The organism is Desmonostoc muscorum LEGE 12446 (genome assembly GCF_015207005.2).
Classification (GTDB): domain Bacteria; phylum Cyanobacteriota; class Cyanobacteriia; order Cyanobacteriales; family Nostocaceae; genus Nostoc; species Nostoc muscorum.
The window spans coordinates 6,466,600-6,489,938 of the sequence record NZ_JADEXS020000001.1 but is presented as its reverse complement, the minus strand read 5'-3'; the positions used below and the strand labels follow the sequence as shown (position 1 = coordinate 6,489,938).

At 39.1% G+C, this 23,339-nt stretch carries 20 protein-coding genes; 9 read left to right on the top strand and 11 right to left on the bottom strand.

The features are described 5' to 3' along the window. The first annotated feature begins 1,843 nt into the window (after window positions 1-1,843). The gene (locus tag IQ276_RS27160) at window positions 1,844-3,937 is read left to right on the top strand and encodes a TonB-dependent receptor plug domain-containing protein (protein WP_193921523.1); all 2,094 of its coding nucleotides are present in this window, start codon (window positions 1,844-1,846) and stop codon (window positions 3,935-3,937) included. A 183-nt stretch (window positions 3,938-4,120) separates the two neighbouring features. Here the strand turns inward: IQ276_RS27160 and IQ276_RS27155 are convergent, their stop codons facing one another. Continuing rightward, a complete protein-coding gene (locus IQ276_RS27155; RefSeq protein WP_190877755.1) occupies window positions 4,121-4,531 on the bottom strand; it encodes a hypothetical protein in 411 nt (136 codons plus the stop codon). A gap of 429 nt (window positions 4,532-4,960) precedes the next feature. Between IQ276_RS27155 and IQ276_RS27150 the strand changes: the two genes are divergently transcribed. Next, on the top strand, window positions 4,961-5,257 hold the full coding sequence (locus IQ276_RS27150; protein WP_190877752.1) for a hypothetical protein: 297 nt from the start codon (window positions 4,961-4,963) through the stop codon (window positions 5,255-5,257). A 105-nt stretch (window positions 5,258-5,362) separates the two neighbouring features. Here IQ276_RS27150 and IQ276_RS27145 read toward each other — a convergent pair whose 3' ends face one another. From IQ276_RS27145 to acsF, 4 genes are all read right to left on the bottom strand, one after another. After that, complete coding sequence (locus IQ276_RS27145; RefSeq protein WP_193921522.1) at window positions 5,363-6,301, bottom strand: ATP-grasp domain-containing protein; 939 nt, start codon at window positions 6,299-6,301, stop codon at window positions 5,363-5,365. After that, window positions 6,295-7,062 (bottom strand): hypothetical protein, encoded by a 768-nt coding sequence (locus IQ276_RS27140; RefSeq protein WP_235116017.1) that lies wholly within the window; start codon window positions 7,060-7,062, stop codon window positions 6,295-6,297. Before IQ276_RS27140 ends, IQ276_RS27145 begins: the two co-directional genes overlap by 7 nt. 6 nt (window positions 7,063-7,068) lie before the next feature. Continuing rightward, window positions 7,069-7,968 carry a hypothetical protein gene (locus IQ276_RS27135; RefSeq protein ID WP_235116016.1) on the bottom strand — a complete coding sequence of 300 codons (900 nt, stop codon included), beginning with the start codon at window positions 7,966-7,968 and terminating at the stop codon, window positions 7,069-7,071. A gap of 145 nt (window positions 7,969-8,113) precedes the next feature. Next, window positions 8,114-9,190 (bottom strand): magnesium-protoporphyrin IX monomethyl ester (oxidative) cyclase, encoded by a 1,077-nt coding sequence (acsF, locus tag IQ276_RS27130; RefSeq protein ID WP_190877825.1) that lies wholly within the window; start codon window positions 9,188-9,190, stop codon window positions 8,114-8,116. A 683-nt stretch (window positions 9,191-9,873) separates the two neighbouring features. Between acsF and IQ276_RS27125 the strand changes: the two genes are divergently transcribed. Further along, window positions 9,874-10,371 (top strand): TM2 domain-containing protein, encoded by a 498-nt coding sequence (locus IQ276_RS27125; RefSeq protein WP_193925846.1) that lies wholly within the window; start codon window positions 9,874-9,876, stop codon window positions 10,369-10,371. 83 nt (window positions 10,372-10,454) lie between these two features. On the opposite strand, the gene IQ276_RS27120 is transcribed toward IQ276_RS27125, so the two are convergent. Both IQ276_RS27120 and IQ276_RS27115 read right to left on the bottom strand, forming a co-directional pair. Then, window positions 10,455-11,072, bottom strand: a complete 618-nt coding sequence (locus IQ276_RS27120) for a DUF2996 domain-containing protein (RefSeq protein WP_193925844.1) — start codon at window positions 11,070-11,072, stop codon at window positions 10,455-10,457. Between the two features lie 189 nt (window positions 11,073-11,261). Continuing rightward, the gene (locus tag IQ276_RS27115) at window positions 11,262-12,323 is read right to left on the bottom strand and encodes a DMT family transporter (RefSeq protein WP_193920330.1); all 1,062 of its coding nucleotides are present in this window, start codon (window positions 12,321-12,323) and stop codon (window positions 11,262-11,264) included. Between the two features lie 256 nt (window positions 12,324-12,579). On the opposite strand from IQ276_RS27115, the gene IQ276_RS27110 reads away from it, so the two are divergent. The 4 genes from IQ276_RS27110 to IQ276_RS27095 all read left to right on the top strand — a co-directional run bounded on the left by IQ276_RS27110 (window position 12,580) and on the right by IQ276_RS27095 (window position 15,463). Continuing rightward, window positions 12,580-12,942, top strand: coding sequence for a hypothetical protein (locus tag IQ276_RS27110; protein WP_190877742.1), 363 nt, complete (start codon window positions 12,580-12,582; stop codon window positions 12,940-12,942). Window positions 12,943-13,422: 480 nt separating this feature from the next. Further along, a complete protein-coding gene (locus IQ276_RS27105) occupies window positions 13,423-14,703 on the top strand; it encodes a GAF domain-containing sensor histidine kinase (protein ID WP_193920341.1) in 1,281 nt (426 codons plus the stop codon). Window positions 14,704-14,809: 106 nt separating this feature from the next. Continuing rightward, window positions 14,810-15,049: an antitoxin gene (locus tag IQ276_RS27100; RefSeq protein WP_193920343.1), complete on the top strand. Its 240-nt coding sequence runs from the start codon at window positions 14,810-14,812 to the stop codon at window positions 15,047-15,049. Window positions 15,050-15,058: 9 nt separating this feature from the next. Then, on the top strand, window positions 15,059-15,463 hold the full coding sequence (locus IQ276_RS27095; protein WP_193920345.1) for a type II toxin-antitoxin system VapC family toxin: 405 nt from the start codon (window positions 15,059-15,061) through the stop codon (window positions 15,461-15,463). 87 nt (window positions 15,464-15,550) lie between these two features. On the opposite strand, the gene IQ276_RS27090 is transcribed toward IQ276_RS27095, so the two are convergent. Further along, the gene (locus tag IQ276_RS27090; protein WP_193920349.1) at window positions 15,551-16,588 is read right to left on the bottom strand and encodes a threonine aldolase family protein; all 1,038 of its coding nucleotides are present in this window, start codon (window positions 16,586-16,588) and stop codon (window positions 15,551-15,553) included. A 462-nt stretch (window positions 16,589-17,050) separates the two neighbouring features. On the opposite strand from IQ276_RS27090, the gene IQ276_RS27085 reads away from it, so the two are divergent. Further along, window positions 17,051-17,833 (top strand): ABC transporter ATP-binding protein, encoded by a 783-nt coding sequence (locus tag IQ276_RS27085; protein WP_190877734.1) that lies wholly within the window; start codon window positions 17,051-17,053, stop codon window positions 17,831-17,833. Between the two features lie 150 nt (window positions 17,834-17,983). Continuing rightward, entirely contained in the window at window positions 17,984-19,459 is a 1,476-nt protein-coding gene (locus tag IQ276_RS27080; RefSeq protein WP_235116015.1) for an MlaD family protein, read from the top strand. A 170-nt stretch (window positions 19,460-19,629) separates the two neighbouring features. Here IQ276_RS27080 and IQ276_RS27075 read toward each other — a convergent pair whose 3' ends face one another. The 3 genes from IQ276_RS27075 to IQ276_RS27065 all read right to left on the bottom strand — a co-directional run bounded on the left by IQ276_RS27075 (window position 19,630) and on the right by IQ276_RS27065 (window position 23,111). Further along, window positions 19,630-20,730, bottom strand: coding sequence for an AI-2E family transporter (locus IQ276_RS27075; RefSeq protein ID WP_193925078.1), 1,101 nt, complete (start codon window positions 20,728-20,730; stop codon window positions 19,630-19,632). Between the two features lie 70 nt (window positions 20,731-20,800). After that, a complete protein-coding gene (locus IQ276_RS27070; RefSeq protein WP_235116014.1) occupies window positions 20,801-22,234 on the bottom strand; it encodes a bifunctional orotidine-5'-phosphate decarboxylase/orotate phosphoribosyltransferase in 1,434 nt (477 codons plus the stop codon). Window positions 22,235-22,388: 154 nt separating this feature from the next. Further along, entirely contained in the window at window positions 22,389-23,111 is a 723-nt protein-coding gene (locus IQ276_RS27065) for a molybdopterin-dependent oxidoreductase (protein ID WP_235116013.1), read from the bottom strand. Window positions 23,112-23,339 lie beyond the last annotated feature (228 nt).

Below are 23,339 nucleotides of genomic sequence, written 5' to 3'. Positions count from 1 at the left end.
GAAAGTCTAGCCAGTCGCTTAGTGTTAGCATACTGGCGTTGATGCTTGGAAACCAACCATCAAAACTTTCCAAGACAGAGACGCCTAGAAAAGAGATTACGAAAAATCTTTAGTGTTCACAATCAATTTAGGATTGCTGTAGTCAGAAAGAATGAGCAATATCATAAAAGCAGCTTTTTTTACTAAAAGCTACTGCATAGAAAACTACTACTTCTATACCACTACTAAATTAAGCTTTTTAATCAGTCTTCCAACATGAGATTTGTTCTAATAATTGACGTGTAAAAAACCTAGATATTGGAAGCTTGTAACTAAAATTTTGATATCAGAATATGTAAATATAAAAAATAAATATTTATATCCACATATTTATTTGAATTTGTAAATATGTTTGGCTAAAGGCAGTACAAAAATTCCATGTAAGATATATAATTTCTTCTTGGAAAATTTGAACAATTAGATATCGCCAAATGCTTATTTTTATTTAGGACTTTATATGAATAATTAATTTTTTAGCATTTTACTAATATCTCAATTTATTTAATAATTTTTTAATGGGAAAAAGTTTACTTAACTACTAGAGTAGTTAAGTAGAAAATTGTTTTTTAGTGGTATTTACTGGAAGCTGTTGACTTATCAATAATTATTTAATTTTTTTTTTATAATAGTAACCGTATTCTTAAGTAATTATATTTAGCAAAAAGTATAATATAATGCTGTATACCATATTATACCCTTTTTATGTCTCCAGCTACTTAAAATTATTAAAATACATTATAGAAAGCTGTAATTTTTACAGAGACTTACTTAATAGGTCAGCCCCTACTCTTAATTCAAAATTTAAAATTAGTCTTGGAAAGTTCTGTAAGCCGCAAGCCTTAGCTTTTGACTTTTCGTAAAATTAAAAATGGAAGATCCCGCAGATGAATCTTCTTTCTTGAATAGTTAGTTTGAGCATCTATTTTTCTCCATAAATAAATATCGCTCTGTTCATGATTCTTTTTCGGTCAAAGGTTTTAACCTGGGCTTACTAATTCTATGGGTTAGTTTCTTCTTTCAATTGAACTAGGTTTTTATTTAAGTGGTTGAGCGAAAATATTAGCTTGAAAAATCAAATAGAAACTATATGTCAATAAAACTACTTTTACTTACTTGTAAATGCTTAAGTATTATTCATTAATTTATACTTATTCAATAAATAAGTTTAACATTATGTATCGTGTTGCAAAAATATCATAAGAAAAATAAAATTTTGAGTTTATATACGTAATATTTATGTATTTTTACTTAAATGTTATGATTACCTAACATTTAAGCATGTTATAAAAAGATATATCCCATTTAGGTAAAAAGGTAAAATCCTTAATAGAAATAGGATCTTCAATCAAAAGAAAGATATTAATATATACATCAAATAGAAGTATTAAATAGATCTAGTATAAAAATATATGCTTTTTGGTAGGTTGACAAAAAATATAAAATTTGCATTATAAAAAATAACTACATCTATTCTGTATATCCAAGCCTGTAAAATGCGTGTAATTGATATATTTGTTACCTGACTTGCTAACCTAACTTTTGATGAAAACTCTTACAGTGCTATTTAGAAGAGGATTATAGGCAGAGAGTAGCATTGTTCGTAAATCTAAGTGGGGTTGAGTATGAGGAGCGATCGCTAATTTAGAAACTTCCAAATCAAAAAAACATGCAACTACTTCTTTTGGAGTAGGCGCTTTTGAAGTTGCTGGAATGGTGGAAATACGACAGTATGTCTTTTGACATAGTTGCACTCCAGTCGGGATACTACCCGTAGTGACTGTTTTTACTTGGTGTGAAAGAGAAAGTGAAAAAGGATTTTTTGTTGCTAACAGTAGGTTTACCGAGTTTACTGATAGCGTTTCCTGGCTTTGGTGCTGATATTGAAATTAAGCAGAGAAATACGGATAAATCAACCGGAGCTATTTTAGATATTCCTAGTTTGAGTGAAATTGAGTTACCTGCCACTAATGCTGAATTATTAACTCAAGAATCTGCACCGAGGGAAATAGAGCCAGAAACTCAGCCGGAAATAGAGTCAGAACCCAGCGAGAATGCAGACATTAACATAGAAGCGATCGCAGAACCAGATAACCTGCCCCAGTCTACACCAACTTACGTAATTGAAAAAGAAGAAATTGAAAAGCAAGGTGCAACCAGCTTAGCGGATATTTTGAAAAGAATGCCTGGTTTTGCTATCAATGATGTCGGTCATGGTGCAGATATTCACACAGGAACATACTACCGGGGAGCCTCAATTAATCAGTCTGTATTTCTGATTAATGGCAGACCAATTAACAATAATGTCAACACTTATCATGGTGGAACTGATTTAAATAGCATTCCTGTAGAAGCTATTGAGCGAGTAGAATTATACAGCGGGACAGCCTCGGCTTTGTATGGTTCCTCAGCCTTTGGGGGAGTTGTGAATATCATCACCAAAGAAGGTTATGGACAGCCGAAATTTTCTGGGACTACAGAATTTGGCTCATTGAGTTTAAATAATCAACAAGTAACCTATGGTGGTTCCGCTGGTTCTGTTAAGTACAATTTCAGCTTTGAAAGGTTCTTTACAGATAACCGTTATCGCGTTCCTGTAGGTGCAGCAAATCGTGATAGTCAAGGGTATTTATCGAATGCAGACACAGCTACAAGTACTTACTTTGGTAGCATTGGTCTAGATTTAGATAAAAAAAATTCTTTGAATTTAGATATTACTAAACTCAGCAGTCGTCGGGGTTTAATTTATTTCGGTTTTCCTCTCCAGCAAGATAGATTAGACCACGATGGTTTAAATATTGGTTTATCTTGGAAAACTCGGCTTGGTAATGGGGAAAGTTCTAATCTAACAACCTCAATTGGTTATAACCAAGATTACTTCAGCACCTATGGCCCTACAGGAGCATTTTACCGTACAGGAGTTTTAGATACACAACAACTCACAGCTAGAGTAGATCATGAATGGAGAATTACTGCCAATAATAAATTGCGCTGGGGTTTAGATTTGAAAAACACCGATTTAAACGGTGATGTTTTGAGTACAAATCCTACTAGGATTGGTAATAACGAAAGTGAAAATAGGAGTTTGTTCAATACAGCTTTATTTGCTGTGAATACTTTAAATATTGGCGAAAGTTTTCTGGTTGATTTAGGACTAAGACAAAGCTTTGACAGCGAGTTTGGAAGTTATCTCAATCCTAGTGTTGGTTTACGTTATGCCGTTACACCAATAGTAGCAGTGCGCGGAAGTTGGGCTGGGGGACAGCGCAATCCTGGGTTAGATCAGTTATATGTTTATGATACAGTTCATGGTTGGGAACCTAATCCTAATTTAGAGCCAGAAAATGGCTCTACCTGGACTGCGGGAGTGGATGTCAAATTTTCTAACAATTTGATTGGACAGTTCACTTACTTTGGTAGTAGTATCAGCGATCGCCTGGGAGTGATAGCAGGAAGGTGGGAAAACATTGGATTAGTTGATACCAATGGTTTAGAAGCCGCATTCCAATTAAAAATTGCTTCTGGTTGGTCAACTTTTCTCAACTATACTTATACAGATGCCCAAATCAAAACAGGCGCTGAAAGAGGCTTACAGTTAGGTTTAATTCCTTACTCTGTACTCCAAACTGGTGTAGGTTATCAAAATGCAGGTTGGCAAGCTAACTTATATGTTACTTACAACAGTGGCGCTCGCAGATCTATCTTTAATAACCCTGGTGACAGGACTACAGATTTTGCACCATCTTTTGTGAATTTAGATTTCACTGGTCGTATACCTTTAACTAGCAATTTAGGACTGACAGTTTACCTAGAAAATTTGCTAGGTGAGCAATATGAGCGAGTTAATCGCATATATAGCCCTGGTTTTACTTTTCGTGTAGGTTTAAGTTCAAGTTTGTAAGTATTAAATGTAGAGGGTTGTAGTTACAACCTCTCTACATAGAAATTGGCCTTGCTGAATTGAGGGATGATTCTTGTGGCGTGGGCATCTTGCCCGCCCAAAAATACAAGGGACGGGCAAGATGCCCATCCCACAAAAATAGTAAAATCATCCCGCAAATATGCAACGCCAGAAATTGTATTACTATTTGCTGGCGGAGAAATTATACTCTCCAAGACTACCACCACTACCATTACTCAAGAAAGCTGAAAAAGATCCTCCGATTCGTAGAGTAGAACCTGTTTGTGAGAGATTACCTTGATAGTATTGATAAGGAAAGTTATTAGAAGACTTACGGACAAAAGCAATACGTCCGGAACTAGGGCAATAGAAGCCTTCAATCGCCGTAGTTCCAAAGATAGTGCCAGAGATGGGTTTGCAGTTGAGAGTGCTACTAGGTTGGTTAATAACAAGAGAGCCGACACTTTGATTTCCTACTACAGACCAAGTGCCAGCCACACTTGCCGGCCAGCCATCAGCATAAGCTGAATTTCCCCATGCAAATGTTCCACAACACACAGCAATAGCTGTATATGTTTTGAAGTTATTCTTCATGATTTGTCCTCTAAAAATTGTATAATTAGTTTTATACGTAGTAAAAAACCCTATCATCAAAATCGTAACAATTACTACTCAATTAACAATTTTTCACTTGCGTTGTAATTTTTTTTAAAATAGTCCATAGAATCTACTTTAAAAGTTGGTTGATAAAGTAAATCTTCCGCTCGTAGGGTAAGCTACACTATGCTTAATATGATGTTAAAACACTTCAAAAAACCTCAATACACATCTTTATAATCCTTTACAAACAGACTCTTCAGATAAGTGGTTTATTTAGTAGCAACAGAGAAAAATGAGCAAATTAAAATCGAATTAAATTAACAAATAACCTCAAATATCCTATAAAATTCCATGTTATTTATGAGATGAAAAATTTAATTTACGTCCAATTTTTGTTATTTTCTTTCAATAAAAATAGCTGACATGAGAGCCAAAATTGAAAATAAAGTGCTTTTTATCCACCATGAAGATTTGCCAGAGTTTAAGAAGGGTGGTTCGGTGGTAAGAAATTCATATTTCTGGGCGCTGCGTTCAATTGCTGGTCAAGCTTCGCGTTATCGTGATTGGGAATACGAACCGGAAGTTTGGCTGGCGCTTTCACGGATGCTGTTATCGTTTGCTGAATCTGGGTATTTGGGTCATAGAGAGACTATGTTAGAGTTTCCGTTGTCTCAAGGGGAAATTCCAGATTTGCTGCGAGATGTATCCACTTGGGAATAGTACCAATTTTGGATTTTAGATTTTGGATTTTGGATTAAAAGCTCGCTAGGTAACTGCGCGTAGGCAAACGCGGGCAATACGCCCCACCCTACAAGATTGGATAATTTATTTGTTGGAACTCCCTAGCAAATGAGCGATCGCTCTACTAATCCCCTGACCTGTAAACTGTTGGTAATAAGTAAACCCAGGCGATGGATTAACTTCAAAGCAATACCATTCACCTCCAGGTGTCCGGCGCAAATCAATGCCGCAAAGAGGTAGATTTATCGCTTTTGCCAATACTCTACACTGCTGTTCTACTTCTTCGGGCAAATGACAAGCACGAATTTCTGTAGATTCGTCCTCCTGTGCAGCGTAGCGATAATCATCAGCTTGGGAAATTACCTCGCTGGCGAAAATCTCTGTACCTACGACATGGACGCGATAATCTCTACCTGCTATGTACTCCTGGAACTGAGTCGGACACCAAGATACATTTTCCAGTCGCTCTAAATGTTCAGCTCCCAAACGCGAGACTTTGCTACGGATACCACTAATTGATTTATAAATGACATTGCCGTGATGTTGCCAAAAAGCTCGCACAGCTTCGGGATCTGTGGTAACAAGGGTTTCGGGAACTTTAAAGCCGAGCGATCGAATTTGTTCTAGTTGGTAAGGTTTGCAACCATTAGCAGCCATCGCTGACGGACGGTTGATGACAAATGCAGGTGTAATTTCTGACCAACACATCAAAGCATCATCAAGTGCGATCGCATGTTGCCAAGCTGGACTATTTACGCCAGCTTGGGCAATTTGGGGAAGGCGGCGCGAGTCATAAGGACGGAGGTAGGCTGCGGTAATTTCACTCAAATTTATTTTTTGATACCAAGTACGAATTTGCCCTTGAACTGATAATTCTGAGGCATCGCCTACAGAAAGTTCAATTTCAGTATCTAAAATATCTCGTTGATCGAGGAATACTGTAGGTATGCCCAGCCGAGTTAGTTCTGAGTGGACTGCCGCTAAGGGAGATTCTTCCGAAATACCCCACAATAAAATTAGCATTTGGCATGACCTCCACTCAAATACTCAAGTATGGCATCGGCTACATCTGGTGCAGAAATATCAACCCACAAGTCAGCGCCCAAAAGCTCTGCGGAGGATTCCCTGCTGCTAAAGTTAACAGTTAACAAATCAACTTGAGCAGCATCAGCGAGGCGTCTGGCGTGAGATGCTAGAGGTTTTTCGACTTCACCCAAACAGCGATCGCCCACCACCGTCACTTTTACCGCAGGTTTTTCCATCACCTGGGGACGCACACTAGCCAACAATGAACTTTGCCGTCGCACGGGACGTACTGGAATACCCAATTGAGCAGCTGCATAAACCCACTGTTCAGGTCGCCAAGCAGGTCCTAACAAATATGTTGGGGTTGGTCTGTTTAAGACTGGACATTTTAAACTGGACAACCAAGAAATTAAAAACGCATTCATTTCCGCAGCCACATATCCCCGGTCTTCAGGAATGATGTGCAGAAGTTCCTGTTCAAAAATGGAAGGTAGGCGAGTTAAAACGCCGGTGATTTGATCGAGAGCAATTGTAACTCCACCTACCACTGCTGAGGAGGATGAGGAGGATGAGGAAGATGTTGCTCCCCCTGCTCCCCCTGCTCCCTCATCTCCCTCATCTCCCCCACCCCTCACATAGTGTCGCCATCCAGCCACTGACAAATTTTCAGGTGTCAGGAGGCTGGCACCATAAGCCGACCAATTAGCAACCAGCGCCTCGGCGGCTTTGTCATGGCGACTGGCGACAACAACTAACACCCTTGCTTAATTCCTTGGTTGATTAACTACTTGTTGACCAACATTTGGGCGTTCTTGGGCTTGGATGAAAGATTGTCCATTTTGCCCATTTTGCCCATTTGCCGTGCGTTGTTCTATTTGATCGAGACGTTCAGCCATCAAACCAATTAGCTGCCGTAGGTCATTTGCACCATCTCCTGAAGCCAGACTTTCAACTTGATTTATTTCAGCGACTTTTTCAGCTTGAAGTTTCTCGAAGTCTTTATCTTTCTGAACTTTCTCGAATTCTTTAACTTCAATCTTCAGTTCTTTGGCAATTTTAAAAACTGGTGCTGTAAGGGTAAACAAGCTTCCACCAGTAGATGTGGGCAGAGAATACGCCAATTGATCGAAGTCAAGAGGTAAACGAGAAGGTATTAATAAGTTTTGAGGGAGGAATGTACCTCTGTGTTCAGGTGTCAACAACACGTCAACTGAAGTTGAGTCAGAAGCAGAGATCAGAGAAATTTCCACATATCCACGAATCTCTAATTTTGCTGCCTTGATGATTTCTGTCTTGGTAACATCAGGTAATAAGGTAACCAAAGCCGTATCATGAGCAGCAATTTTCAGAGAGTGAGTGAATTTTCTGGGATCGCTTGTGGGTACTAGCTCTTGAAATTCATCGTCTACGCTAGCATCTTGAGCCACCACTGTGTCGTCTAAGTTTAACTCTGGAGTAGTTGCAGTAAATTGCAGGTTGACTGCAATATTTGAGTTGCTGGTATTGGCAATGGTCAAAAAGTAACCTTGGACAACGGTACGAGCAACTGCTTCAGTACCAGGAGCAGTAACGGGTGTAATTGCCTTCACTAGCAACTCAAAGGTTGAGACTAGAGTTGGTTTTACTTTTTTGATGATTTCAATTCCGTTTGATATGTCTGTCATATGTTTGCTTACAGCGAAACTACATATCTAACGTAACTGCTTAAACCTGTTGACGAATAGTACCCTTAGGGGTACTATTTTCGAGCAAAAAAAAGTGGTTCTGCAATCAACAGAACCACTAAAGCTTTCGCAAAACTGTTATGACTTAACGAACTGCGCCTTGAGCAGAAGCAGCATCAATGGGTTTCATCAAGTACAGTTTTAATAACTGCCAGCCATTAGAGATGTAAAGCGGCAGTTTTTGGAAGAATTGCAGGAATTTGGGAGTGTTGGAGTTAGCGATCGCACTCAGCTTCTCATTATTGCTAATACAAGTATCCAACCGTCCATAAAACTCTGGATTTTCCACATCCAGCATCAGCGGGAAGACTCTACCTGCGGTTTCGTTGGTCTTCTTAATTACATGGATGTCGTATTCTCGCGCATCCAGCCCAAGGGTTGCATAAAAGTCCTTGCGTTGGATGTCATTGAGATACATTGTTACAAACACCGACAACAAGAAGAACCGACTCCATAGCCGTGCCTTCCAATCATTCAACATTTGCGGTTGGGATTTCATCACCGCATCGAAGAAATCACCATGACGGTTTTCATCTTGACACCAGTTTTCAAAGAACCGGAAAATCGGATAAATCCGGTCTTCGGGATGTGCTTCTAAATGGCGATAAATGGTGATATAGCGCCAATAACCAATCTTCTCAGAAAGATAAGTAGCGTAGAAGATAAATTTCGGTTTAAAGAAGGTATAATTGCGGCTCTTAGTCAAAAACCCTAAATCTAGGGACAGATTAAAGTCAGACATAGCTTTATTCAAAAAGCCAGCGTGACGTGCTTCATCCCGTGACATCAGGTTAAAGCATTCTGCTAAGACGGGGCTTTTGTCTTTCAAGCGACGACCGAGTTCTTTGTACAGCAAAAATCCGGAAAACTCCGCCGTACAGGAACGTTCTAGAAATTCAACGAACAACCGGCGAGTTTCTCCGTCAATATGATCCCAGGATTGTTCAAACTCGGCATCCCGAACGAAGTGATGGCGGTTGTAGTCAGCGCGAAACTCGTCGAGAATGGCTCTTAACTCGTCTTCGTTGACGGAGATATCCATCCGCGCCATTTCATCAAAATCGGTAGTATAAAACCGAGGTGTTAACAGGGTTTCTTTTGCCGGGATTTTAATTCCTGGCCGTATTTCTTCAAAGCCTGGTTTTTTGAGGGAATCTACCATGTCTTGATTGCAATGAGTGTCTTTATTATCTTGAGTACACCAGAAAGCCAAGGATAATGCTCTGGCAACGCTCGACAGCCGACAAATAATTCATTTGTATAAAGTTCAGTCTACCAAGCTGCGGGTGAGAAAAAAGTAAGCAAAACATTAAGAGTTGCAACAAAAAGGCATTGGGGACTGGGGATTAGGGATTGGGGATTGGGGATGAGGGGGATGAGGGGGATGAGGGAGATGAGGGAGATGAGGTGGATGGGAAGGCAAGGGAAATACTCAGTCCCCAGTCCCCAGTCCCCAGTCCCCAGTCCCCAGTCCCCAGTCCCCAGTCCCCAGTCCCCAGTCCCTTAGTACTATCACAGTAATTTTCCGTGGTTCTGACTACAATAAGTAAAGCGGTCTGATCAATAAGTTGCTCATCTTAAAATTAATAATCCATGACTGGCACGATTAGTAAATACTTGTAATGACTCTACTCCAGAACTTGCACCACTATTAATAACTGTAGACAAGGCACTCTCCACAACAGAAAAATCAGGGTTTAAGCAGATACTCAGCAGTGCCAACCTACAAAAATTGTCATCAAATAACTGGCGCAAGACATGAGCCTAGCTGTCCATACTGGTCTCAAATCAGTATGGGAGAACCATTTTAGACAACAAAAGCAAATCCAAAGGGTTGACAACAAGATGAATCCTGAAAATAATCAGCATAAAGACCGACTTCTTGTCTCTTACATCTTGTGTGGAGTCGGATTTTTTGGCTTGGGGGGGCTACACCGCTTATACAATGGCAAGATCGGGACGGGATTGTTATGGCTGTGTACTTTTGGTTTGTTTTATATCGGACAGGCCGTGGATTTGCTTCTTATCCCCGGTATGGTTGACGAATACGAAAGCAACCTGAGACTAAAAGCAGGTGTATCCCCGTTTGGTGTACCTTTAAATCAACCTGCGGCGATCGCCTCTCAAGTTCACCGCCCAACCGGTAATCAACTGATGATTAAACTCATTGAAGTGGCGGAAAGCAAGGGTGGTACTCTCACCGTGACTCAAGGGGTGAAAGGCACGGGAGCTAGCTTTGCTGAAGTAGAAAATACTCTTAAAGAGATGTATAAATCGGGGTATGTAAAAATTGATAACGACCCCATTACTGGAGCCGTTGTCTATCATTTCCATGAACTTTAATTGTTCATTTTAGATTTTGGATTTTGGATTTTGGATTGAAATAAAAATCTAAAATCTAAAATCTAAAATCCAAAATTGATTGATTAATTTCTACCTAGCCACTTTTGACCGTCTAAACGCTGCACTAGACCAAATACCAATAGGTCTAGTGTAGTTTTGCGTTCATCGATTAAGAATGACTCAAGGGTGCTGGGTTTTTTGCCTTCATTACAAGAAAAACCTTTTTTCCCTTGAATATCTTCTTCAGGGAAATACAGATTAAAATTGTACGCCCCGTTTTGCCAACTGCCGACAACTTGCCAGGATTCTTCAGCGGATTCAAAACCCTTGATTGGCACTTTTTGCTTGGCAAAAGCCACTTGTAAATCTTGCACACCTTGTTGAGCGATCGCTTTTTGTAAAGCTGGCAAGTAGTCTTGCTCAATAAACTGTACAAATGGTTTATCTTCAACAGATGGGGCTTTTTCCTTTTTGGCGGCTTTGGCGGCGGCGGGTTTTTCTTCTGCTGTTGCGGCGGCGGGTTTTTCTCGCTTGGTTGAGGCCGCAGCTGGTTTAGGATCTGGCGTGTTGGCAGTAGGGATGTCTGTCGCTTCGGGTGAGTTTGTACTAGGAGCGTTCTCTTCGGCGACACTGGGAGCCTGCTTGTCAACAGTGCTGGGAGCTACTTCTCCGGTTTCATTGTGATTTGGTTCTTCTGCCATTACTCAGGTCAATCCTTTAATCTTGCTTGATTGAGCGATCGCTCACCTGGAGATATCGGGTATCTTCATTTTGACATAGCTAGTGCAGCTGTGAAGAGTGGGGAGGTGGGGAGCGTGGGGAGACGCGGGGAATAACCAATGCCAAATGACTAATGACTAATGACCAATGAATTTAAATGCCCAATGAATTTAAATGCCCTTAAATCCCATATTAGTTTCTACCTGTTGTTGTGCTTGCATAGAATTGACCTTGGCAGAGGCAACTCTGCTATGAGTCTTACGCCTAATGCCAAGGTGGCTCAGAAATATGCCTACTAAAATCAAGCTACCGCCAATATATTGAGCTAAGGTAGGAACTTCACCTAAAATTAGATAGGCTGCTAGGATGCCTGCAATTGGGCTAAATGAGCCAATTAAGGAAGCCATAGATACAGTGGAACTTTTCAAGCCTTTAATCCAGAATGATTGACCCACTACTACAATCAACCCACCATATAAAAACATCCACTGCCAGAGAAATGGTGAGAGGACATCAGCAAAATGATCCTTGCCATAGAGGACTAAAGCAATAAAGAAAAAGATTACGGTTCCTAGTGCAGTGCGAAAAATACTATAGATTCCTACTGGGATCTGCGAAAGGTATTTCTTGGCAATAATCGTAGAAGCAGATATGGCCACCGATCCTGCTATTGCTAAAAGTTCTCCGATACCTAAACTCAAACCTCCCATATTCATCATCGCTTCCTGTGGGGGTTGGAGGATAATAGTTAGGATAACGCCAACAAAGGCTGCGATCGCTCCTGCAATTTCCCAAAGATGTACCCCTTCACCCAATAACCAAATCGATAAAGCCAGAGTTAGCGGTGGTTCTAAGCGTCCAATCAAGATAATATTGTTCACCCCTGTGAGTGCCAGTGCTTGGAAAAATAAGCCAGGGGCGATCGCTCCTGATAAAATAGCTACTGCTGTTAGAGTGACCCAATCCTTTTTGGAAAGCTGCTTCAAAGTCGTTTTGTTCCACTGTCGCCCATAGATTAAAATTAAAAGTATCAAGGCACACAGATTGCCTACAAACAAAACATTACACAAAGAAATCGGATTGCGACCACCCATAAAATGTTGGGCACCAATTTCTGTAAGCTTGCGGGTGACTGCATTAGACGCTGCAAAAATGAGCATTGCTAGCCAGAGATATGTTTGTCCGGAAATTGTTTTTGGAATTAGGCGAGGTAGTCTGTTGGGTCTAGTCACAATAACATCACCGCAATCAAAGCATTGTTAATTATATTAATTTGCTCTATTCCACTTCAGAATGAGGTTTTGCTGAAAAAATACTTAATTTATGCTGTGACTTTCAGCTACCATTCTTCCCTGAAAAAATGCTGAGAATTCACTAAATTTTCTTCAGGAATAAATTCATCAAAATACTGCTTTAGTTTCAGTTCCGGTTCAGTCCCAACTGCGATGCTTTGGTTGTTCGGGATAAATCAAACTTCAGGAGTAACAAATGAAACTCGCACCACTACTTACAAGTGTAGCTTTGGTTGGTTTTTTCACAGTTTGGGATGCGCCACTCAAGGCGATTAATCCCTCATTAGTTCAAGCATCAGCAGCCGAAGAATTCTCTATCTCACAAAAACTAGACTTGCTCACTAAGAGTAAAGGTCAATTTGGTAGTGGCGATCAACTGCGTCGTTTCTTTTTTGGTGACCTAGAGCCAATTGGTATCCAACCAGGTGGAGCAGGTCATGTAGTTAATCTTTACAACAAAGCTAATGATGTTACATTTTCTTACTGTTCAACTTATGATGTAATTGTCGCTATTAAGAAAGGTAAAGTGACAAAGTTTGAACCCAATGAAGTGAAGTAAGTTAAGTAGCGATCGCCTGCAAAAATTAAATTATTTATCAACAAGAACCCTAACTTTTAAAAAAGTCGGGGTTCTGTGGTTTTGAATTCTCAACTTGTGATTGTTATGTTTGAGTGCTAATAAGAGTATTTGTTTGTTTAATTTAAGTAAAATTTCACAATTTGGTTGTATACAAATAGAATTTTTTTAGTAAAATCTTTCTATCAAACTAACCGGAATTTTTACTGACAGTTATTTTCAGGTAGATACCCCATGCTGTAGGGGCACAGCAATGCTGTGCCCTCAAAACATCTGCGATTTAAATGAAAACTTACACCAGATTTCAAGAAAAGCGAAGTACACAAATATTCCTCTCAAACCCTGGCGTAAAGCCTGTTTTACTTCTGTTAGCGCAACGGGGCGTAGCCCATTCTGAATTCTGAATTCTGAATTCTGAATTCTTTTTCAAAGTTATTTTTTTAAGTCATGCAATATGCATCCATGAGCAAAACCAGTGATGACGAAGCTTTTTTGCACAACCAAACTTGGCAGCGTGAGCGACAAATCATAGCACGTTTGTCTTCTTTGAACTATCGAACTGGTGAACTGGGAAGCTATTTGCACAACATTGCCTGTGGAGTCAGCGAATTAATTAGAGTAGATTGGACAGTTGTTACTTTTTGCCAAGAGGGGTTTGAAACTGTTCTCGCAAGTAGTTTGGAAATGGCGGAAGATGCGCCCCGTGTTTACGCTTTGCATGGTCGATTAATTGCTACAGTTTTGCAGATTGGGCGGACATTAGCAGTTAAAGATGCTGTGGCTAATCCAGAGTACGGCAAACCGGCCTCTGGTTATCGAGCATATCTGGGGATACCGCTGCAAACTTCAGAGGGTCAAGTATTTGGTACTATTTGTTCTTTTCATCGCCAGCCACGGGAGTTTTCTGGTGATGAAATCCAAATTGTGGAGTTATTTGCAGAAAGAGCAGCGACTGCGATCGACCACTATCATCTATATCAGCAACAGTGTCAATTTAATCATATTCTGGAAGCTGAAGTAGAAAAACGCACGACAGAATTACGAGCAGCCCAAGCCAAACTTGTAGAACAAGAACGACTAGCAGCTATTGGTGAATTTGCTGCTATTATTGTCCATGAAATTCGTAATCCTTTGACTACAATGATCATGGGATTAAAGTATTTCCGAAAAACGATTCTCACTGAATCTGCTCAAGAACGATTAGCGTTAGCACTCAGTGAAGCTAGTCGTCTAGAACGTTTATTGAGTGAAATTTTACTCTACGCTAAACCCCAAGTTTTGCAACTTTGTGAATTGGACGTAAATGAATTCATTGGTGAGTTACTTGTACCTATTCGTCAAATGCCAAAAGCTGTGGAACGGCAAATTGAATTTATTCCAGCATCGCCTACGGTAAAAATTTTGGGTGATAAAGACAAACTTAAACAAGTATTTATCAATATTGTTCGCAATGCTTGTGAAGCAGTTGCACCAGGAGATATTATTAAATGGACGATAGACTTTTCCCGTACAGGTAAAATTTGTATTAATGTTCTAAATGGCGGCGAACCAATTCCATCGGAAGTTATTGACAAGCTTGCTACGCCATTCTTCTCGACAAAACCTTGTGGTACTGGGCTAGGGCTTGCTATTACCAAACGCATCGTCAATGCTCATAATGGAGAACTATTAATCTCTTCTGACCTTTTAACAGGAACTACTGTGAGTGTTCAATTACCTGTAGTTAATAATCAGAACTTTTGATTGAGATGAATGTCAGATTTTTGCATCTATTGTATGCCACAATCAATTTGTTGTTGGATAGATTTGCTGTTCACGCTATATGCCCTCTTAATACGGAGATTGCTTTATGCCAAACTCATGCCATGTTTATCTCTCACGCAATGGGCAAAATCAAGTTTTAACCATTCCTGATGAATTTGCCCTACCCGGTACAGAAGTTTTGTTACGCAAAGAAGGAAATCGATTAATCATCGAACCAATTTGCCCCAGTTCTCTCCTTTCATTACTTGCCACATTGGAAGAAATTACAGAAAATTTTCCTGACGTAGATGAGGAGCTACTACCACTTGATGACATTACGCTTTAGCTCTGCCCAATGACTTATCAATACCTGCTCGATACCAACATCATTTCAGATTTAGTTAGACACCCTCAAGGTTTGGTATTCCAGCGGATCGCAACCGTAGGGGAAAACTCAATTTGTACTAGCATTATTGTGGCGTGTGAACTACGATTTGGTGCAGCTAAGAGCGGCTCCCCTCGTCTTGTTCAGCAACTAGAAAGCATCCTTGAAGTGTTGTCGATTCTGTCCCTAGAACCTCCTGTGGATCACCACTATGCAGCAATTCGTAAATACTTAGAACAAGCGGGAACACCCATCAGCCCTAATGACTTACTGATTGCTGCCCATGCCTTGTCCCTTAATCTGACGCTTGTTACGGCAAATGTCCGTGAATTTGGGCGCTTACCTGCCTTAAGGCTAGAAAACTGGCTTCTTTGAGGGCGTATATCGAAGGTTAGATCAAGGACTGACATCAATTAATTAATTGCTTATTTCATTATCGGAGATTTTTCATATTTAATTTTTCTAAGCAATTGCGTTCTTAATATCATCAATCAATTCATCAATTCTTGATTTAGTTGTATTCCAAGAACACACAAAACGTACTCCTCCCACACCAATAAATGTATAAAATTGCCAGTTATTTGCTTTTAAGCTGTGAATTACTTGTTCAGGTAATTTGACAAACACAGCGTTGGCTTCTCTCGGAAACATCAAGTCAACGCCTTCTATATTTAATAGGTTATTTTCTAAATATTCAGCACATTGATTAGCATGTCTAGCATTTTTTAGCCAAGCACCAGTTTCCAATAAACCCAACCAAGGAGCAGAGATAAACCGCATTTTTGAAGCTAATTGACCTGCTTGCTTACACCGATAATCAAAATCCTCTGCTAGGGCTTTGTTAAAGAAAATAATTGCTTCACCTAATGCCATTCCATTCTTAGTACCACAAAAACACAACACATCAACGCCAGATTTCCAACTAATTTCAGCAGGACTTTTATTTATCGCAGCAACTGCATTGGCAAAACGAGCGCCATCCATGTGAATCTTTAAGTTATACTTTTTCGCAACTTCTTTAATTTGCAGAAGTTCTTCAATAGAATATAAAGTTCCTAATTCAGTTGATTGTGTGATGCTAATAACTTTAGGTTTGGGATAATGAATATCATTACGCCTAGTAACAACTGCCTCGATGGCTTGTGATGTTAACTTGCCATTTTTACCTTGAGCAAGTAGCAGTTTAGAGCCATTAGAAGCAAATTCTGGAGCGCCACATTCATCTGTTTCAATGTGAGATGTTTCATGACAAATGACGCTGTGATATGACTGACAAAGTGCAGCTAAAGATAAAGAGTTTGCTGCTGTACCATTAAAGGCAAAAAATACTTCACAGTCAATTTCAAAGAGTTCCCGAAAATAATCTGCGGCTTTTTGAGTCCATTCATCATTTCCATAGGCCGGAACACTACCTTGATTTGCCCTAATCATATATTCTAGGGCTTCTGGACAAATACCAGAGGAATTGTCACTTGCAAACTGCTCTGAGTAGCTAGTCATCATCATCTAAGTTGATTTTTATCAGTATTTTTTCCAATATTAGTGAATAATTTTGCCACTTGCCAACTCAATATTTTTGATTATACAAGCATACTCTTAGCGTTAGCGAGGCGTTGAGCCAGTGCTTGGTGGTTCCGCTGAATCATTGCTTTAGTGATGTCTACAGAAAACTCCAGTATGAGTTGCTCATCACTGAGACATTGTATTACTTTGAGAGATTCAATTACTACGGTGTCTTTGTCAACCTGACGTTGAGGTATTTTGCGATGTTAAACGTTTTAACTCAATATTGTGCTAAAAAAATAAAGTTTGGCAATTAAAGTGCTAATCATATACTTATAATGTACTACACAATGCCCTACCAATAACTATGACATCACTACTGGGTATATTTGTCCTTCGTCCTTTGTAATTAGTCCGAATGCTAATGACCAATGACTAATGACTAGTAATTAATAACTAATGACTGAACCATTAATTGAACTCAAAAGTATTTCTAAGTCCTTTGGTAGCCATAAAGTTCTAGATAATGTAGATTTAACAATTTACCGGGGAGAAGCGCTAGGAATTATTGGGCCATCAGGGACTGGTAAATCGACAATTTTACGGGTAATAGCGGGGTTATTGGCTCCTGATGAAGGAGAAATTTATGTTCAAGGAGTGCGACGAGACGGTTTGATTGAGGATGGCGGCGAGTCCGTTGGTATTGGTATGGTGTTTCAACAGGCAGCATTATTTGATTCGCTGACGGTGGAGGAGAATGTGGGATTTTTACTTTATCAAAATTCCAAGCTGCCGCGATCGCGCATTCGAGATTTGGTAAAAGAAAAATTGGAAATGGTAGGCTTACCAGGAATAAGTGACCTTTACCCAGCCGAACTTTCCGGGGGAATGCGAAAACGAGTCAGTTTTGCCCGTGCGATTATGTCTAACCCCGATAACCCTAGAGAAGGTGCAGAAGTTTTACTGTACGATGAACCAACAGCCGGACTCGACCCCATTGCTTCAACAGTAATAGAAGATTTAATCCGCTCTTTGCAATGTACACATGGAGTCTGTAGCACCTACGCTGTTGTTACCCACCAAGATAGTACTATACGCCGTACAACTGATAGACTTATATTTTTGTATGAAGGTAGAGTGCAGTGGCAGGGTACAGTTAGTGAAATATACAGCACAGAAAATCCTTTGATTAAACAATTTATTAGTGGCAGTGTTCAAGGGCCAATTCAGGTGGCCGGTTAAAAAATTAGGAGTGAAGAGTTAGGAGTTAAAAGTTAAAAGTTAAGAGTAAAATTCAACTTATAACTCCTAACTCCTAATTCCTAACTCTTAACCCCCTAATTTTTAACTCCTAACTTTTAACTTTTAACTAATTATTGGGTGGAGGAAAAAATGCGAGGTTTAATGACAAGCCGCTTCGCGTCTGGGCGAACATTTAGAGAAGGTTCTGTGGGATTGTTAGTCTTGCTAGGACTAGGGGTATTTGGAATATTCTTCCTCTGGTTAAATAGATTTAATGCTACTCGCGGTTCATACAAAGCTATTATCGAATTTGCTAACGCCGGGGGAATGCAAAAAGGAACACCAGTTAGGTATCGTGGCGTTAAGGTAGGAAATATTTCCAGGGTTAAACCAGGAGCAAATTCCATTGATGTAGAAGTTGAAATTGTCCAAACTGACCTAATTATTCCCCGGAATGTAGTGATAGAAGCTAATCAAACCGGATTAATTAGCGAAAGTATTATTGACATCACACCAAAAACAACACTTCCCACTGGGGTTGCCATCGCAAAACCTCTAGAGAAAAATTGTAATTCTAGCCTGATAATTTGTAATGGCTCTCGATTAAAAGGTCAGGTTGGCATCAGTGTTGATCAACTAATTCGCAGTTCAACTGAACTCACTAATGTATACAACGATCCAAAATTTTATAAAAATATCAATGGAGTTTTAGAAGCTACTACAGTCGCAGCAACCAGTTTCACAGATTTAAGTCAGGATTTAAGAGGTTTGACTAAAAGTTTGCGACAACAATTAAATACATTTTCAGCTACTGCTAATTCAGTGCAGCGGGCGACTAGCCAACTTAATGTATCCGCAACTGAAACAGTAAATCAATTCGGTGCAACTGCAATTCAAGCGAATCGATTGCTGAGTAACCTAGATAAATTGGTGGTAACAAATCGTTCTTCACTAGTTGGTGCCCTGAATAATATTACCGAAACCAGCAATCAATTACGTGTTACAGTTAGTAGCCTATCGCCAGCTGTCAATCGCTTGACTCAAGGAGAATTATTAAACAATTTAGAAGCCCTTTCCAACAATGCGGCACAAGCTTCAGCTAATTTACGTGATGCTTCTAAAACCTTAAACGATCCAAAGAATATCGTGGTATTACAACAAACTTTAGACTCAGCACGAGTAACATTTGAAAATACGCAAAAAATTACATCTGATTTGGATGAATTGACAGGCGATCCTACTTTCCGACAAAATCTGCGACAACTTGTAAATGGTCTAAGTAGTTTAGTATCTTCTACACAACAGATGCAGCAACAAGTGCAGGTTGCTACTACTCTAGATTCGGTAAAAACTGCTGTGAGTAAACCAAATAATATAATTCGTACCCCAGTAATTCAAGAGGAAATATCTGATAATAAACCGCTTTTGAAGTTACCTTTACCGGAGACTAAATTCCAGGCTAATACTAACGTTGATGCAATTAATCAACCTCCTGCTTTTGAGACTAGCACCACGAACCCTGAATTAATTCCTAGTCAGCCTATCCCTAATTCATCCCAAGAAAACCTCTTGAAGCAACTGCGGGAATATGGCAAGCAACGAGAGCAACTAAACACAGAAAAATAGTCATTAGTCATTCGTCAATAAACCTCTTGCAAAAGTCCCTAACACCCCACCCCCAACCCCTCCCCTTAGTAAGGGGAGGGGAGCGTTTGCTTTACTCAAATGCGGGGTGGGGTTCTTTATTTTTGATTTATGCAAGAGGTCTAATAAACAAAAGACAAATGACTAATGACTCATTGGGATATTGATTCCTCTGCTAACAATTCTGATGCTGGTTCAACTTCAACTACATTCTCAGAATCACCAGATTTAGAAAAACCGTCTGCTGCATCTTTAATAAAACCAGCTACAGGTACAGCGATTACCAAACCTAAGACTCCGCCAATATTGGTGCCCACAAGCAAAGCAATTAATACCCATATTGGTCTAATGCCAGTAAATTTACCCAAAAGACGAGGTGCGATCGCCTGATCGATTAACTGGTCAATTACAACAGCTACCGCAAAAACTTTCACTGCTAACCAAAAGTTATGCGAGGCTATGATTAAAGTTATTACAACAAGACTAACGACATCACCAAAGGGAATTAAGCTCAAAAGCCCAACTCCCAAACCAAATAGTAAAGCAAACTGGACTTGAAAAACTAAAAACACTAATGTTTCTGAAACTCCCATCAGCAAAGCCAAAGTACCCTGACCAATCAAGTAATTTTGAAAATTTTGCTGAATCGATTGGCTGATTTTGGGAGCAAAAGTTCCAGGTAATTTATTAAATAATCCTTCCCAAATTCTCGGACCATCTAACAACAGATAAAAAGTCAGCACTACAATAATTAGCGCCTCAGATATATTATCAATTGTATCAATAATAATACTTAACAGTTTATCTGAGATGAACTCTAATTCATGGGGCAATTGCTCAGTAAATTGTGTTAATAACTGTCTGAAATTTACGTTTAATTTATGGCTAGAAAACCACTGATTTAAAATCTCAAGTTTTTCTTCGCTAGAATCAATCCATTGGGGAAGGACTTTAGCCATCTCATTAAATTGCTCTAAAACAATAGGTAATAAAATGATACCCAAAGCCACAAAAATTATTGATGCTATTATAAAAGCTAAAGCTACTGCATAGTTGCGTTTAACTCCTCGCCGTTGGAGAATTGAAACAGGGTAGTTTAAAATGAACGCCAGCAAAGTAGCCAATAAAAGAATTGTCACCACAGGTTGCAAATTTTGAAAAACCCGGAATGCTAGCCAAGCATTGAGAAAAACTAAAGGAAATAGTAGCGTCAAAATTAACCATTTAAGTAGTTGATTGAGCGAAAAATTCATATTTAATAAATTTCGTAAAACGACAAAATATTTCCCTAGAGACGCGATTAATCGCATCTCTACTCAAATTCTAATTTTCAGTAAAAGCTAAAAACTGCTCATCATTTATCCTTCCTGCTTGATATAGAGTATTGGTAATTTCTGAAAGAGTTAAAACCGCATGACCACGATAACCATTTTGCTGTAATCTATCTTTCACACCTTGTTCATGGTCGATAAATACCACAATATCATTCACATTTAATCCTGCTGATTCTAACTTTTCTGCTCCTTCCATCACACTTTTACCACTGATGAGAATATCATCAACTACTACAACTGTTTCACCAGGATGAAAATTACCCTCAATTACTCTTCGAGTTCCGTGGGCTTTTACCTCTTTACGAGGGAAAATCATCGGACAATTAAGGCGTAAAGCTAAACCAGTTGCAGTTGGTAAAGAACCATACGGAATACCTGCTAACCTATCAAAATTGAGATTCTTCAAAATCTCCTCATAAGCAGTTAGAACTTGATTAAAAACTTGGGGATTGGAAATAATTTTGCGTAAGTCGATGTAATAAGGAAATATGGCTCCTGATGCTTGGACAAAGTTACCAAACATAATGCAATCAATATCATAAAGTTGTAAAATTAAATCCTGTTGGGGATGCTGATTTAGCAAACAAACATCAGGAAACCACACAGAACAAGTAGAATTTTCGTGAATAATTTCAGTTTTGATTTGATTAATTTCTGTGCGTAAACACTGAATTTCCTCAGATAATTTTGGGGTTCCCAACATATCTTGAGGAACAGGAATCAGCAAACCATCACCATTAGTATTTAAGCCAGCTTCTAAAATTTCCTTCAGGTTTGCTCCCTCCGCCCAAATACTACGCGCCATAATAATTCTTTCAGGAGCAACTGCACGAATAAGTGCCAAAACTTCAGAATTTGTAGTTCCCACTTCCAAACCCAATTGCTCTGGAGTCCCCCAGGTTTTTGATTCTTTTACTACCTGCAAATAAAGAGGTGATTCGTTTGTTGGATACTGTTGTAAAGCTTCTGCTCCTGGATTAGAAGTACAGCATAAAATAAACACTGCTTTATCAGGATAGACCAAAAAAGGTACTACATGATCTTGTCCTGTATAGGGACTTAAAGTAATTGCATCCACCTGCCATTGTGTAAACACAGTACGAGCAAAAATGCTACTTGTATTTAAATCACTATGTTTGGCATCTAAAATAATTGGGATGTGGGCTGGAATAGCTGCTAAAGTTTTGTGCAGTAGTTCTAAACCTCGAATACCTAGCGCTTCGTAAAAGCCAAATGTCGGTTTATAAGCACAAACAAAATCGGACGTTTCAGAAATAATGAATTGTAACCATTCCCACAAACCAGCAATGATATCTTCAGATTCATAACGAGTAGGCATCATTTCTGGATTAGGATCGAGTCCTACAAATAGTAAGCTTTGATTTTGCAGAATATTTCGATTCAATTTATCAAAAAAGTTCATATTTTTCTGGTTTAAAAGGATAAATATCTAAGTTATAAAAATAATATTCTTCATGGATGAAGTAATAGAGATACAAAAAGTAAACAAAAGCTTATATATTTGGCAATTCGTTTATTCTAAAAGTACAGTAAAGACGCGATAAAGGGCGTCTTTACTAAATTCCTGCGAACCATTCGTAACCCTGATCTTCCCAGTAGCCTTTAAAAGGGGATAAATAGCTAGTCAGTGTAATTTGAGTCACCCATTTACTTTGCTTGTAACCGAGTTTAATCGGTGAAGCTAAACGCAAAGGCGCACCATTTTCTATTGGTAAAGTATCACCGTTTTTTTCATAAGCTAACAAAGTCTGGGGATGTAATGCTGAAGCTATATCCCAACTTTCATAGTAGCCATCAGCTGATTTAAAGTAAGCATACTGGATATTGGGCTTAGGTTGAGCAAGGGCAATAATTTCTTGTAAACGTACACCACCCCATTGAACGATCGCAGCCCAACCTTCCACACAAATATGGCGAATAATCATAGAAGTTAGCGGCAAAGCTTGAATTTCTGCCATACTGAGGCTGAGAGGATTGTTAACCTCACCATCAACAATTAAACGATACTTTTCTAAATCAATAATTGGATTATATCTGAAGCTATTAACTATTAATGCCTCTGGTTCAATCTCACTGAGAGTAAATTCTGGTACAAGCTTTTGTGGTTGAAATATTAACTTTTCTACCTTTTGATTGAGTGGTTCGGAAAGTTTACCCACAATATCTTCAAATATCGGTGTTCCACAGCCACCAAGAAAAAAACTTATGCCGGAAATTCCCGATATTTCTAAAAATTTGCGGCGTGATAATTGCGGACGCTTAACGCGAAATAAGTTCATAATTCAAAAGTTAATATTTGTCCTTTGTCAGTTGTCATTTATCCTTTGTCCTTTGCAAATGACCAATGAGCAATGATTAATGACAATCTTCATGGAAAATAGTGCATTAGCTTGTACTGAATTTTATCCTGATTTGGTACTAGTTTTTTACAAAGTTCTAATAACAGGTAGTGGGGGGAAGAATTACTGCAACTTCCCCTGTATTACCCTAAAACTCAATACAGTTCA

Bases quoted from the DNA above. Each gene is read 5' to 3' on its own strand.
- IQ276_RS27155 (WP_190877755.1), bottom strand. From the start codon at position 4,531: ATGAAGAATAACTTCAAAACATATACAGCTATTGCTGTGTGTTGTGGA.
- IQ276_RS27150 (WP_190877752.1), top strand. From the start codon at position 4,961: ATGAGAGCCAAAATTGAAAATAAAGTGCTTTTTATCCACCATGAAGAT.
- IQ276_RS27145 (WP_193921522.1), bottom strand. From the start codon at position 6,301: ATGCTAATTTTATTGTGGGGTATTTCGGAAGAATCTCCCTTAGCGGCA.
- IQ276_RS27135 (WP_235116016.1), bottom strand. From the start codon at position 7,968: ATGACAGACATATCAAACGGAATTGAAATCATCAAAAAAGTAAAACCA.
- acsF (WP_190877825.1), bottom strand. From the start codon at position 9,190: ATGGTAGATTCCCTCAAAAAACCAGGCTTTGAAGAAATACGGCCAGGA.
- IQ276_RS27125 (WP_193925846.1), top strand. From the start codon at position 9,874: ATGAATCCTGAAAATAATCAGCATAAAGACCGACTTCTTGTCTCTTAC.
- IQ276_RS27120 (WP_193925844.1), bottom strand. From the start codon at position 11,072: ATGGCAGAAGAACCAAATCACAATGAAACCGGAGAAGTAGCTCCCAGC.
- IQ276_RS27110 (WP_190877742.1), top strand. From the start codon at position 12,580: ATGAAACTCGCACCACTACTTACAAGTGTAGCTTTGGTTGGTTTTTTC.
- IQ276_RS27105 (WP_193920341.1), top strand. From the start codon at position 13,423: ATGAGCAAAACCAGTGATGACGAAGCTTTTTTGCACAACCAAACTTGG.
- IQ276_RS27100 (WP_193920343.1), top strand. From the start codon at position 14,810: ATGCCAAACTCATGCCATGTTTATCTCTCACGCAATGGGCAAAATCAA.
- IQ276_RS27095 (WP_193920345.1), top strand. From the start codon at position 15,059: ATGACTTATCAATACCTGCTCGATACCAACATCATTTCAGATTTAGTT.
- IQ276_RS27090 (WP_193920349.1), bottom strand. From the start codon at position 16,588: ATGACTAGCTACTCAGAGCAGTTTGCAAGTGACAATTCCTCTGGTATT.
- IQ276_RS27085 (WP_190877734.1), top strand. From the start codon at position 17,051: ATGACTGAACCATTAATTGAACTCAAAAGTATTTCTAAGTCCTTTGGT.
- IQ276_RS27080 (WP_235116015.1), top strand. From the start codon at position 17,984: ATGCGAGGTTTAATGACAAGCCGCTTCGCGTCTGGGCGAACATTTAGA.
- IQ276_RS27075 (WP_193925078.1), bottom strand. From the start codon at position 20,730: ATGAATTTTTCGCTCAATCAACTACTTAAATGGTTAATTTTGACGCTA.
- IQ276_RS27070 (WP_235116014.1), bottom strand. From the start codon at position 22,234: ATGAACTTTTTTGATAAATTGAATCGAAATATTCTGCAAAATCAAAGC.
- IQ276_RS27065 (WP_235116013.1), bottom strand. From the start codon at position 23,111: ATGAACTTATTTCGCGTTAAGCGTCCGCAATTATCACGCCGCAAATTT.